This is a genomic window from Salinicola sp. JS01 (assembly GCF_030284585.1).
Classification (GTDB): Bacteria; Pseudomonadota; Gammaproteobacteria; order Pseudomonadales; family Halomonadaceae; genus Salinicola.
Genome location: NZ_CP127244.1, coordinates 4,381,179 through 4,394,278, shown reverse-complemented (window position 1 = coordinate 4,394,278; position 13,100 = coordinate 4,381,179). Strand labels below are relative to the sequence as shown.

The 13,100-nt window shown below is 66.7% G+C and carries 10 protein-coding genes and 1 pseudogene; 5 read left to right on the top strand and 6 right to left on the bottom strand.

All coding sequences use genetic code 11. From position 1 onward, the window contains the following. Positions 1-22: 22 nt before the first annotated feature. Entirely contained in the window at positions 23-682 is a 660-nt protein-coding gene (rlmE, locus tag QO259_RS20060) for a 23S rRNA (uridine(2552)-2'-O)-methyltransferase RlmE (protein WP_207036202.1), read from the bottom strand. Positions 683-959: 277 nt separating this feature from the next. Here rlmE and yhbY point away from each other — a divergent pair, with 277 nt between their 5' ends. Next, on the top strand, positions 960-1,286 hold the full coding sequence (gene yhbY / locus QO259_RS20055; RefSeq protein WP_035476168.1) for a ribosome assembly RNA-binding protein YhbY: 327 nt from the start codon (positions 960-962) through the stop codon (positions 1,284-1,286). 119 nt (positions 1,287-1,405) lie between these two features. Here the strand turns inward: yhbY and greA are convergent, their stop codons facing one another. The 4 genes from greA to dapB all read right to left on the bottom strand — a co-directional run bounded on the left by greA (position 1,406) and on the right by dapB (position 7,549). Beyond that, positions 1,406-1,882: a transcription elongation factor GreA gene (gene greA / locus QO259_RS20050; RefSeq protein ID WP_035476167.1), complete on the bottom strand. Its 477-nt coding sequence runs from the start codon at positions 1,880-1,882 to the stop codon at positions 1,406-1,408. Continuing rightward, positions 1,875-5,108 carry a carbamoyl-phosphate synthase large subunit gene (gene carB / locus QO259_RS20045; RefSeq protein ID WP_285951329.1) on the bottom strand — a complete coding sequence of 1,078 codons (3,234 nt, stop codon included), beginning with the start codon at positions 5,106-5,108 and terminating at the stop codon, positions 1,875-1,877. The genes greA and carB overlap by 8 nt, the downstream gene beginning before the upstream one ends. A 103-nt stretch (positions 5,109-5,211) precedes the next feature. Continuing rightward, positions 5,212-6,369 carry a glutamine-hydrolyzing carbamoyl-phosphate synthase small subunit gene (gene carA, locus QO259_RS20040; RefSeq protein ID WP_285951328.1) on the bottom strand — a complete coding sequence of 386 codons (1,158 nt, stop codon included), beginning with the start codon at positions 6,367-6,369 and terminating at the stop codon, positions 5,212-5,214. A gap of 358 nt (positions 6,370-6,727) precedes the next feature. Further along, entirely contained in the window at positions 6,728-7,549 is an 822-nt protein-coding gene (gene dapB / locus QO259_RS20035; protein ID WP_285951327.1) for a 4-hydroxy-tetrahydrodipicolinate reductase, read from the bottom strand. Positions 7,550-7,785: 236 nt separating this feature from the next. Between dapB and QO259_RS20030 the strand changes: the two genes are divergently transcribed. Genes QO259_RS20030 through QO259_RS20020 form a run of 3 tightly spaced genes read left to right on the top strand, consistent with a single transcriptional unit; the run spans position 7,786 to position 10,728 of the window. Further along, the gene (locus tag QO259_RS20030) at positions 7,786-8,892 is read left to right on the top strand and encodes an ABC transporter substrate-binding protein (protein WP_207036878.1); all 1,107 of its coding nucleotides are present in this window, start codon (positions 7,786-7,788) and stop codon (positions 8,890-8,892) included. Then, positions 8,882-9,985, top strand: coding sequence for a FecCD family ABC transporter permease (locus QO259_RS20025; RefSeq protein WP_207036213.1), 1,104 nt, complete (start codon positions 8,882-8,884; stop codon positions 9,983-9,985). The genes QO259_RS20030 and QO259_RS20025 overlap by 11 nt, the downstream gene beginning before the upstream one ends. Next, positions 9,979-10,728, top strand: coding sequence for an ABC transporter ATP-binding protein (locus QO259_RS20020; RefSeq protein WP_035476162.1), 750 nt, complete (start codon positions 9,979-9,981; stop codon positions 10,726-10,728). Before QO259_RS20025 ends, QO259_RS20020 begins: the two co-directional genes overlap by 7 nt. Positions 10,729-11,334: 606 nt before the next feature. Here QO259_RS20020 and QO259_RS20420 read toward each other — a convergent pair. Further along, positions 11,335-11,631 (bottom strand): annotated as a pseudogene (locus QO259_RS20420) (EamA family transporter); the annotation flags it as partial. Positions 11,632-11,846: 215 nt separating this feature from the next. Here QO259_RS20420 and QO259_RS20010 point away from each other — a divergent pair. Then, on the top strand, positions 11,847-12,926 hold the full coding sequence (locus QO259_RS20010; protein ID WP_285951326.1) for an esterase-like activity of phytase family protein: 1,080 nt from the start codon (positions 11,847-11,849) through the stop codon (positions 12,924-12,926). Positions 12,927-13,100 lie beyond the last annotated feature (174 nt).

Below are 13,100 nucleotides of genomic sequence, written 5' to 3'. Positions count from 1 at the left end.
CGACGCCAAACCCGGGCGCTGCCTACCCCTTGAACCCCTGGGCCAGCAGGTAGACCTCACGCGAGCGAGCCCGGGACGCCTCCGGCTTGCGCGTCACCACCTTGGTGAAGCTGGCGCGCAGCTCGCGCAGGTAGTCATCGAAACCCTCCCCCTGGAACACCTTGGCCAGGAAGTTGCCCCCGGGCGAGAGCGTCTGCCGGGCCAGGTCGAGCGCCAGCTCGACCAGATACATCGCCTGCGGCTGATCGATCGCCGCCATGCCGCTCATGTTGGGCGCCATGTCCGACAGCACCAAGTCGACGGGGCGCTCACCGAGCTCGGCCAGAATCGCCTCGAGCACGCTCTCCTCGGTGAAATCGCCCTGAATGAAGCTGACCCCGGCCAGCGCATCCATCTCGAGGATGTCGGAGGCGATCACCACCCCTTCGGCGCCGACCTTCTCCGCCGCCACCTGACTCCAGCCGCCCGGCGCCGCCCCCAGATCGATCACGCCCATCCCCGGGCGCAGCAGCGCGTCGCGCTGATCGAGCTCGAGCAGCTTGTAGCTGGCCCGCGAGCGGTAGCCATCCTTCCACGACTGCTGCACGTAGCGGTCGTCGAAGTGCTCTTTGAGCCAGCCGGCGCTGCTCTTGCTCTGCCGCGTCGCGGCGCCGGTCTTGCCTGGTGTCGAGGAGCGGGTCACGAATGGCCACCTGCGGATACGAAAAATGATGGAACGAAAACGGGAATAGGCCGCTGGAACGGGCCGCTGGATGCTGCCGGACCACGCAACCAGGGGGGAGAAGCCGGGTGCAGCGGCCGGACACACGCCGGAATCGGCCGTGTCACAAAGGGCTTTGGCGCCTGCCGCCTTTCCTGGCGCTGCCGAAACCCGTACCATGCGCGTTTCGACAGTGCGGTGGTGGGACCGATTGCAGCACCGCTAAATCTTATTAGTGAAGTCCAACGGTCAGGTTACCATGAGCTTGTCATCGGCACAAAAGAAAGCCTTCCGCAGCATCGGCCATCATCTCCAGCCGGTCGTCACCGTGAGCGAGAACGGTCTTGGCGAGGGCGCCCAGCAGGAACTCGAGCGCGCGCTGCGCGACCACGAGCTGATCAAGGTCAAGCTGGCGATCCCCGAGCGCGAGGATCGCCAGGCGATGATCGAAGAGCTGGTCGCCGTCTCCGGCGCCGAGCTGGTCCAGAGCCTGGGCAAGGTGGCGCTGCTCTACCGCCACAACCCCAAGGCCAATCCCAAACTCTCCAACATCGCCCGCGCCGAGAACCACCACGGCCGCCACTGAGTCCGAGGCCTGCGAACCGCAGACATCAGAAGGCGCCCGAATGAAAAGAAGCCGCGACAGTGTCGCGGCTTCTTTCGCTTTCAACGCCGTTTGACCGACGCGCAGCTGCGCGCGTGCGATCAGATATGCTCGACGCCGGAGATCTCGTACTCCACGTCGCCACCCGGCGTGCGCACGTTGACCACATCGCCTTCGCTCTTGCCGATCAGGGCCCGGGCGATCGGCGAGGTGACCGAGATCTTGCCCGCCTTGATGTTGGCCTCGTCCTCACCGACGATGCGATAGCGCACCTCTTCGTCGGTTTCCAGGTTGAGCAGATCCACGGTGACCCCGAAGATCACCTTGCCGGTGCGCGGCATCTTGGCCACGTCGATCACCTGAGCATTGGAGAGCTTGCCCTCGATCTCCTGGATGCGCCCTTCGATGAAGCCCTGCTGCTCACGCGCGGCATGGTATTCGGCGTTCTCCTTGAGATCGCCATGCTCGCGCGCCTCGGCGATCGCCGCGATCACCCGCGGACGCTCCTCGCCCTTGAGATGGTTGAGCTCTTCGCGCAGCGCCTGCTCGCCGTGGACGGTCATCGGGACCTTATTCATTGACTGCTCCTGCATGCTGTTCCTGAAGCCGCCGCACCGTGATCTCGTTGCCATACTCCAGCGCCATGCAGACGGCACGCGCCCCGGCCAACGTCGTGGCATAGGGAACCTTGCGTGCCAGCGCGGTACGCCGGATGACCGAGGAGTCATTGATCGCCTGACGGCCTTCCGTGGTATTCACGATATAGGCGATCTCGTCGTTCTTGAGCAGATCGACGATATGCGGACGGCCTTCATAAACCTTGTTGACGACGGCGACCGTCAGCCCGGCCTGCTCCAGAGCCTGGGCCGTGCCACGGGTCGCCACGAGATCGAAGCCCAAGGCTAGCAGAGATTGGGCAACCTCGATAACACCCTGCTTGTCCGGCTCGCGCACCGACAGGAACGCCTTGCGCTCGCCGCTGAGCTTGGGAATCGCTTCCCCCGCGCCCAGCTGTGCCTTGTAGAAGGCCTCGGCAAAGGTGGTACCGCTGCCCATCACCTCACCGGTGGACTTCATCTCCGGCGACAGGATCGGATCCACGCCGGGGAACTTGTTGAACGGGAAGACCGCTTCCTTGACGCTGTAGTAGCCCGGGATGATCTCGCGGGTGAAGTCCTGCTCCGCCAGCGTCTTGCCGGCCATGCAGCGCGCCGCGATCTGGGCCAGCGAGGTGCCGATGCACTTGGAGACGAACGGCACCGTGCGCGAGGCGCGCGGGTTGACCTCGATGACGTAGATCTCGCCATCCTGCCACGCCAGCTGCACGTTCATCAGGCCGACCACGTTGAGCTCGACCGCCATCTGCTTGACCTGCTCGCGCATCGCGTCCTGGACGTCGGCGGGCAGCGAGTAGGGTGGCAGCGAACAGGCGGAGTCACCGGAGTGCACGCCGGCCTGCTCGATGTGCTGCATGATGCCGCCGATCACCACCTGCTCGCCGTCGGAGACGGCGTCGATGTCGATCTCGACCGCCGCCTTGAGGAAGTGGTCGAGCAGCACCGGCGAGTCGTTGGAGACCTTGACCGCGTGAGTCATGTAGCGCTCCAGCTCCTCGGCCGAGTAGACGATCTCCATCGCCCGGCCGCCGAGCACGTAGCTGGGGCGCACCACCAGCGGATAGCCGATCTTCTCGGCCTTGACGAAGGCGTCCTCGAAGCTGCGCGCGGTGGCGTTGGGCGGCTGCTTGAGCCCCAGCTTGTCGATCATCTGCTGGAAGCGCTCGCGATCCTCGGCGCGGTCGATCGCATCCGGCGTGGTGCCGATGATCGGCACGCCGGCGGCCTCCAGGGCGCGGGCCAGCTTCAGCGGGGTCTGGCCGCCGAACTGCACGATCACCCCGACCGGCTTTTCCTTGTCGGCGATCTCGAGCACGTCCTCCAGCGTCACCGGCTCGAAGTAGAGCCGGTCCGAGGTGTCGTAGTCGGTGGAGACGGTCTCCGGGTTGCAGTTGACCATGATCGTCTCGTAGCCGTCTTCGCGCATGGCGAGCGCGGCGTGGACGCAGCAGTAGTCGAACTCGATGCCCTGGCCGATCCGGTTGGGGCCACCGCCGAGCACCATGATCTTCTGACGGCTGGAGGGCTCGGCCTCGCACTCCTCTTCATAGGTGGAGTACATGTAGGCGGTGCTCGAAGCGAACTCGGCGGCACAGGTGTCGACACGCTTGTAGACCGGGCGGATATCGAGCTGGTGGCGACGTGCGCGCACCTCGCTCTCGGCCACGCCCAGCAGCGCCGCGAGACGCGCGTCGGAAAAGCCCTTGCGCTTGAGCCGGAACAGCTCGTCGGCATCGAAGTCGTGCAGCGCGCGCTTGGCCACCTCGCCTTCCAGACGCACCAGCTCCTCGAGCTGGACCAGGAACCAGCGGTCGATGTTGGTCAGCGCGAACACCTCGTCCACGCTCATGCCGCTGCGCATGGCGTCGGCGACGTAGAAGATACGGTCGGCGCCGGCGGCCTGCAGCTCACCCTGGATCAGCGCCATGTTCTCGGGACCGAAGTCGGTGACCTTGGGATCGAGCCCGTCGACGCCGATCTCCAGGCCGCGCAGCGCTTTCTGCATCGACTCCTGGAAGGTCCGGCCGATCGCCATCACCTCACCCACCGACTTCATCTGGGTGGTCAGGCGGTCGTTGGCCTGGGGGAACTTCTCGAAGGTGAAACGCGGAATCTTGGTGACCACGTAGTCGATCGACGGCTCGAAGGAGGCCGGCGTGGCACCGCCGGTGATGTCGTTCTGCAGCTCGTCGAGGGTGTAACCCACTGCCAGCTTGGCGGCGATCTTGGCGATCGGAAAGCCGGTGGCCTTGGACGCCAGCGCCGAGGAGCGCGACACCCGCGGATTCATCTCGATCACCACCATGCGCCCGGTGTTCGGATCGACGCCGAACTGCACGTTGGAGCCGCCGGTCTCGACGCCGATCTCGCGCAGCACCGCAAGCGATGCGTTGCGCATGATCTGATACTCCTTGTCGGTCAGCGTCTGCGCCGGGGCAACGGTGATGGAGTCGCCGGTGTGCACGCCCATGGGGTCGAAGTTCTCGATCGCACAGACGATGATGCAGTTGTCGTTCTTGTCACGAACGACCTCCATCTCGTACTCCTTCCACCCCAGCAAGGATTCGTCGATCAGCAGCTCGTGGTTGTTGGAGAGCTCGAATCCGCGACCGCAGATCTCCTCGAACTCTTCCTTGTTGTAGGCCACGCCGCCGCCGGAGCCGCCCATGGTGTAGGAGGGGCGGATGATCACCGGGAAGCCCAGCTCGCCCTGGATCTCCCACGCCTCGTCCATGGTGTGGGCGACCTTGGCCTTGGGGCACTCCAGGCCGATGTTCTTCATCGCCTTGTCGAACAGGTCGCGATCTTCGGCCTTGTTGATGGCGTCGGCGTTGGCGCCGATCATCTCGACGCCGTGCTTGGCCAGCACGCCGTGCTTGTCCAGATCCAGAGCGCAGTTGAGCGCGGTCTGCCCGCCCATCGTCGGCAGGATCGCCGAGGGGCGCTCGCGCTCGATGATCTTCTCCACCGCCTGCCAGGTGATCGGCTCGATGTAGGTGGCGTCAGCCATCACCGGGTCGGTCATGATGGTGGCCGGGTTGGAGTTGACCAGGATGACGCGATAACCCTCTTCGCGCAGCGCCTTACAGGCCTGGGCCCCGGAGTAGTCGAATTCGCACGCCTGCCCGATGACGATGGGGCCGGCGCCGATGATCAGAATGCTGTCGAGATCCGTACGTTTTGGCATGCGCTAACACTCGTCGAATAAGGTGGTGCCGGCGACGGCCGCCGGCCCTGAAAGAGTCAAATCCCGCTGCTGGCTGTTCGAATCAGCCACCGCTGTCGGCGCCTCAGGCGGCGCCCTGCTGATGCTGCTGCATCATCGACACGAAGCGATCGAACAGCGGCGCCACGTCCTGCGGCCCGGGGCTCGCTTCCGGGTGCCCCTGGAAGCTGAAGGCCGGGCGGTCGCGGAGCTCGATACCCTGCAGGGTGCCATCGAACAGCGAGCGATGGATCGCCCGCACGTTGTCCGGCAGGCTCGACTCGTCCACCGCGAAACCGTGATTCTGGCTGGTGATCATGACGTGACCGCTGTCGAGATCCTGCACCGGATGGTTGGCGCCGTGGTGGCCGTGGTTCATCTTGAGCGTGCGCGCGCCGGCGGCCAGCGCCAGCAGCTGGTGGCCGAGACAGATGCCGAACACCGGAATGCCGCTCTCCAGGATCTCGCGGATGGCCGCGATGGCGTAGTCGCACGGCTCCGGGTCACCGGGGCCATTGGCCAGGAACACGCCGTCCGGGTTCATCGCCAGCACCTCGCTGGCCGGGGTCTGCGCCGGCACCACGGTCAGACGGCAGCCGCGCGAGGCGAGCATGCGCAGGATGTTGCGCTTGACGCCGTAGTCGTAGGCCACCACATGGTAGGCCCGCTCGCCCTGGGCGGTGTCGGCGTAGCCCTGACCCAGGGCCCATTCGCCTTCGTCCCATTCGTAGGTCTCGCGGCACGACACCACCTTGGCCAGATCCATGCCCTTGAGCCCGGGGAAGGCACGCGCCGCTTCCAGCGCACGTGCCACCGCGTCGTCGCCGGCGGCCTCCGCGCCCGCCAGAATGGCGCCGTTGAGCGAGCCCTTGCTGCGCAGCAGCCGGGTCAGACGACGGGTGTCGATATCGGCGATGCCGAGCACGCCGTTGGCGGCGAGATAGTCGGACAGGCTCTGCTCGCTGCGAAAGCTGCTGGCCAGCAGCGGCAGATCGCGGATCACCAGCCCGGCCGCGGCGATCGCGCCGGACTCGACGTCCTCGCGATTGATGCCGGTATTGCCGATGTGCGGATAGGTCAGCGTGACGATCTGGCGGGTATAGGAGGGGTCGGTGAGGATTTCCTGATAGCCGGTCATGGCGGTGTTGAACACCACCTCGCCGCTGGTCTGCCCATCGGCACCCAGCGCAGTGCCGTGAAATACACTGCCATCTTCGAGCGCCAGTATCGCAGGTCTATTCAAGGCCTCATCCTCCTCAGCGGGTCACCAACGAATGGCAAGGGAACGACACCCCCTGCCCTAGGGTCTGCCGGCCGTCGCCAAGCGCGAGATCATGAGGTGCACAGTCGGGTCGTCGGGCTAAGCCAGGTCGTAAAAAAGCGGGACGAAATCCGGAAGACCGGTTCCATCCCGCTGTGTTGTCCTGATCGGAATCGTCCTGATCGACACGATCCTGGTCGACGTGCTCATCGACTGCATTGCCTGCGGCTGCTCTCTCGCGGTGGCGTTCGCCCGGCCAAATTGGCGCGATGATACCGGAAAGTGGCCGCCGGCTCTACCCCGAAGTCAATCCCACCTTGGCGGTAGCCGGCGACGCGACTCAGGCTTTCAGACCGAGCACATCCTGCATGTCGTAGCGCCCGACCCCACGCGTGGCGAGCCAGCGTGCCGCGCGTACCGCGCCCTTGGCGAAGGTCATGCGGCTGGAAGCCTTGTGAGTGATCTCGATGCGCTCACCCTCGGTGGCGAACATCACCGTGTGCTCACCGACGATATCGCCCGCGCGGACGGTGGCGAAGCCAATCTCTTTGTCGCTACGCGGCCCGCACTGCCCGATCCGCTCGAAGACGCCGTACTCCTTGAGCGGACGCGCCAGAGCATCGGCCATCACCTCGCCCATCTTCAGCGCGGTACCGGAGGGCGCATCGACCTTGTGACGGTGGTGGGCCTCGATCACCTCGATGTCGTAGCCCTCGTCGCCGAGCGCCCGCGCCGCGGTGGCGAGCAGATTGAGGGTGAGATTGACCCCGACGCTCATGTTGGGGGCGAAGACCATCGCCACGCGCTCGCGGTAGCCGTCGAGCTCGGCCAGTTGGGACTCGTCGAGGCCGGTGGTGCCGATCACGATCGCCTTGCCGTAATTGGCACAGAAGGCGAGGTTGGCCAGAGTGGTGGCGGGCGAGGTGAAATCGATCAGCACATCGAAGTCGTCGGCGATGGCAGCCAGGTCGTCCGTGGCGGCCACGCCCAGGCGCCCGAGGCCGGCGAGTTCGCCCAGGTCGGCGCCGACCAGCGAGCTGCCGGTGGAGACGCTGCCGCCGGCCAGGCTGACGTCGTCATCCTGCTGTACGGCACTGACCAGGGTGCGACCCATACGACCGGCGGCACCGACGATGGCGATACGGGGGGCGTGAGAAGGCATGCGATCTCCAGCGGTAGGGTAAGCGTCGCGGCAGTATAACAACTGCCGCCAGCGCCCGCGCGGCGCCGGCTGACGCCCCCAATGACGCGCTGGACGCCCCAGCGTCGCTGCGACATACTAGCGCGTCATCGCAAATAAGAATCATGCGTAACTAATCCATTCGCCCCTCATAGCCGGATCTCGCCGTGACTCAGCCACGCTCCCTCTTCGCCGGATACGCCGCCAGGCTCGCCCGCATCGCCGTCATCACCTTCGCCCTCGGCGGTGCCGCCAGCGCCTGGGCCGACCCGATCACGGTAACCGATATCGCCGGGCGTCAGGTGAGCGTCGATGCCCCCGTCAAGCGCGTCATCCTCGGCGAGGGGCGCCAGATCTATCTGCTCGCCGCGCTCGAGCCCGACAACCCGTTCGCCCATGTGGTGGGCTGGCGCCACGACCTCGCCGAGGCCGACCCGGACAATTACGCCGCCTACGCCGCCAAGTTCCCCGAGATGAAGCAGATCCCGACCTTCGGCGGCTTCAAGGATGGCACCTTCGATGTCGAGCAGGCCGCCAGCCTGCATCCGGACGTGGTGCTGATGAACCTCGAGGCCAAGGCCGCCACCGAAGACGCCGGCTATGACACCAAGCTGGCTGCGCTGGGCATTCCGATCGTCTACGTCGACTTCCGCGAGAAGCCGCTCGAGCACACCATTCCCTCGATGCGTCTGATGGGCCGCCTGCTCGGCGACAGTCAGCGCGCCGAGGCCTTCATCGACTTCTCCCAAGCGCAGATGGCCCGGGTCACCGACAAGATCGCCGCCGCCGACCCGGCGCGACCCAAGGTGTTCATCGATCGCGCCGGCGGCTACTCCGACGACTGCTGCATGAGCTTCGGCCCCGGCAACTTCGGCGAATATGTCGAGCTGGCCGGCGGCCACAACATCGCCGACGGCATCATTCCTTCAACCTTCGGCACCCTCAATCCCGAGCAGATCATCGCCGCCGACCCCGATCAGGTGGTGGTCACCGGCGGCAACTGGGGCGCCTACGTGCCCGGCGGCAACTGGGTCGGCGTGGGGCCGGGCGCGGACATGCAGAAGGCCCGGGCCAAGCTCGAGAACCTGACCCACCGCACCGCCATGAGCGGCATCGAGGCGGTGAAGAGCGGCCAGTTCCACGCCATCTGGCACCAGTTCTACAACAGCCCCTACTATTTCGTCGCCGTGCAGCGCCTGGCCAAGTGGTTCCACCCAGAACTCTTCGCCGATCTCGACCCCGAGGCCACCCTGCGCGAGCTGCATCGGCGCTTCCTGCCGGTGGACTACGCCCCCGGCTACTGGGTATCCCTGCATGACGACTGAGAGCTCCCGCGCGGCCGCCGCGCCGTCGCGTTCGGCTGCCTTCACGCCGGCCGCGGCCGACGATGCCAACCTCTATCGCCGGCTGGTGCTGCGACGCCAGCTGATCCTGGCCGCACTGGCCCTGGCACTGTTCGCCAGCCTGTGCGTCGACCTTGCTCTGGGGCCGGCGCGCTTCGGCCTCGACCAGGTGATCGCGGCGCTGTTCACGCCGGGCTCGGTCGAGGATTCGCTGCGCGTGATCCTGTGGCAGATCCGCATGCCGGTGGCACTGATGGCGCTGGTGGTGGGCGCCAGCCTGTCGATCGCCGGCGCCCAGATGCAGACCATCCTCAGCAATCCGCTGGCCAGCCCCTTCACCCTCGGTATCTCCGCCGGTGCAAGCTTCGGCGCCGCGCTGGCGCTGGCCTTCGGGGTGACTCTGGTGCCGGCACTGGTCGACTACGCGATCCCGCTCAACGCCTTCATCATGGCGATGCTGACCGCGCTGGCGATCCATTTCCTGAGCATGCGCCGCGGCGTGACGATCGAGACCATCGTGCTGCTGGGCATCGCCATGGTGTTCATCTTCAACTCGCTGATGGCGCTGATCCAGTTCTTCGCCAGCCAGCAGGCGGTCTCCGCGGTGGTGTTCTGGACCATGGGCAGCCTGACCAAGGCGACCTGGCCCAAACTCGGCATCGCCTTCGCCGTGCTCGCAGTGGTGGTGCCGCTGCTGGCGCGCCACGGCTGGGCGCTGACCGCCATGCGTCTGGGCGATGCCAAGGCCGAGAGCCTGGGCGTCAAACCGCGGGCGCTGCGCCTGGAGGTGCTGATCATGGTCTCACTGCTGGCGGCGATCGCGGTCTCCTTCGTCGGCACCATCGGCTTCGTCGGACTGGTCGGGCCGCACATCGCGCGCCTGCTGCTGGGTGAGGATCAGCGCTTCTTCCTGCCCGGCTCGGCGCTGTGCGGGGCACTGATGCTCTCGGTGGGCTCGGTGCTGTCGAAGGTGATCATCCCCGGCACCATCATTCCGATCGGCATCATCACCTCGCTGGTGGGGATTCCGTTTTTCCTGTTCTTGATCCTCAACCACAAGAAGAACGCATGGTAACGCTGACGCTAGACCGCCTCTCGGCGCGCTACGGCCGCCGCCAGATCCTCGCCGACATCTCCACGCCGCCGCTCCACGGCGGCCAGGTAGTGGCGCTGCTCGGCCCCAATGCGGCAGGCAAGTCGACCCTGTTCCGGCGCATCCTGGGGCTGCTCGAGGGGGATGGCGAAGTGCGCATCACCGGCACCCGCAGCGAGCGTCCGATCGCCTACATGCCCCAGGACAACGGCGCCACCGCGGTGCTGACGGTCTACGAAGCGGTGCTGCTGGCGCGTATGCAGGGGCGCCGTCTCAAGGTGGCGGATGCCGATCTCGCCGAGGTCGACAAGGCGCTGGCAGAGCTCGGCATCGACACTCTGGCCGGACGTGACATCGGCAATCTGAGCGGTGGCCAACGGCAGTTGGTGGGCGCGGCCCAGGCGCTGGTGCAGTCCCCAGACATCCTGCTGCTGGACGAGCCCACCTCGGCGCTCGACCTGCACCGCCAGATCAGCCTGCTCAGCATCCTGCGCCGGCTGGCTCAGGAGCGGAACATGCTGATCATCGCCGCACTCCACGATCTCGGCCACGCCCTGCGCTTCGCCGATCAGGCGCTGGTGATCGAAAGCGGACGGCTGGTCGACTGCGGCCCCTGCGAACAGGTGGTGACACCCCCGATGCTGCGCCACACCTTCCAGGTCGAGGCACGCATCGAACCCTGCTCCCAGGGGCGGCCACAGTTGATCGTCGAAGCCGCCATCTAGGTACTGCACGAAAACTACCTGCCCGCGGCGACTTCTCGTATACGACCTAGTCGCCCGCGCCCTGTCCACTGGTGCCCAGGCGCCGCCGTGGCCACCCCAGCCGCCGCCCTTCCAGCGCCGCCAGCATGGCGCCCCCAGGACCAGCGGCAGGGCCAGCACGAAGCCGCTCGAGAGCGGCTGCCCGAACAGCCACAGATCCGCCAGTATCGGCCAGATCAGCGCCACATACTCGAACGGCGCCAACCGAGAAACCTCGGTCATGCGCAGCGCCAGCGTCATGCAGATATGCGCCGCACCGCCGAACAGCCCCGCCAGCACCAGCAGCACCAGCGTCGGCCACGCCACCGTCACCCAGCCCAGGGTAGCGGTCGCCAACCCCGCCAGCGTGGTCACCAGCACGAAGTAGAACGCGATCGAGGCGGGTGTCTCGGTGCGCGAGATGCGCCGCACCGTGAGCAGCGCCCCGGCAGTGAGCAGCGCGGCGGCGATACCCAGGGCGTAACCGGTGATCCGCGCCGGCGCCGGGGCGCCGCGCAGCTCGGGCAAAATCAGCACACCCACGCCGACGAGCACCAGCGTCAGCGCCACCAGACGATGACGCGTGAGGCGCTCACCCAGTAGCAGGATGCCGCCCAGTGCCAAGGCCACCGGCGCCAGCTGGGCCAGCAGGGTCGCCTCGGCCACCGGCAAGCGCGCCACCGCCGCGAAGGAGGCGAACATCGCCGCCGCCCCCAGCCCCGAGCGCAGCAGATGGCCGAACGGGCGCCGGGTGGCCAGGGCGCGCGGGAACTCGCGCCGCCACAGCATGAAGACGACGATCGGCAGCAGCGCGAAGGCCGAGCGGAAGAACACGGTCTGCCCCAGCGGCACCTCGTCGCTGACCGCCTTGACGCAGACCAGCATGCCGGCGAACAGTAGCCCCGAGAGCAGACGCAGCAGAATGCCGGCCAGCGGCCGATCGGTGGTGTCATGCATGGTAAAGGCGTCTCCTCGAGGACGGGATGATTCGGCTTCAGCGAGCGCCACATTATACCCGGCTGCGCCGCATCGCGCCGAAGGGCAACGGTGCGGATGGCAATGGACTAGAGTAGAAAAGTCCCCTGATCACCGGAGCCGTCATGTCCGCGCGTTCCCGCTCTCGCTCCCCGCTGGCATCCGCCGCCCTGCTGGCCCTGACCACGCTGGGGCTGGCCGGCTGCAGCGCCACGCCGCAGCAAACCGCCCTGGCCCCCGATGCGCTGCTCGCCAGCACCCCCAACATCCGCTGGTGCGGCACCCTGGCACTGCCCGGCAAGTGGCAGGATGGGACTCCGGTCGGCGGGCTCTCCGATCTCGGCTGGGATGCCGACGAATCGCTGCTGTTCCTGATCTCGGACCGCGGCTGGCTGCACCGTGCCCGACTCAGCTTCAGCGGCAGCGGTGAACTGCGCGGCTACGAGCCGCTCGACACCTACCCGCTGCGCGACGTCAACGGGGCGATTCTCAGAAGCCGCCGCAGCGACGCCGAGGCGCTGGCACTCGAACACGCCAACGATGGCATTCGCGGCAACACCCAACTGGTCATCGGCTTCGAGGGCGCGCCGGCGGCGGATGGCAACGGCGACGCCCGGTGGCAGCGCTTCTACCCCTCGGGGCTGGCCAGCGAACCGCCCCACCGCCCCGCGGCGCTATCCGACGTCGCGGCCAACGGTGGGCTGGAAGCGCTGACCGATACCCCCGATCACGGGCTGATCGGAGGTATCGAGCAACCGCCCACGGGTTGGCCGCCCAAGCTCACCCGGCTGTTCACCCTCGATGGCCAGCACAGCTGGCGCTATCCGCTCAGCGACGACCCCCACGCTGCACTGACCGCCCTGGAGACCCTCGACGGCGATCTGCTCGCCCTCGAACGCGCCTTCACCCCGCCGGCCTCACTGATGATACGGCTGCGCCGTGCCCATCTCGCCAGCGACGGCAGCGTAACGGTCACCGACCTGGCCCGGCTGGCCAACGGCGACGGCTGGTCGGTGGACAACTTCGAGGGGCTGACCCGCCTCGGCGGCCGGCGCTATCTGATGGTGAGTGACGACAACTTCAGCCTGATGCAGCGCACTCTGCTGACCTGCTTTACCGTGGTCGAACCAGACGTGGTCGAACCAGACGTGGTCGAACCAACCGCTGCCGAACCAGCCGCTGTCGAAGCAGACATCGCACCCTGAGCGTACCGGCCGCGCCCGCCCCTATGCATATCCATGCATAATGATTTTCGCTAGTTGCCAGCCACCCCGGTGGGATTCGATCCTGCGCACGACGTCTTCCGTGACTGCCTGCGACCTGATAGGCACAGCTTTTCATAGGTGACGACTTCCTCAAGACGGCCGGCCCGCGGCCGA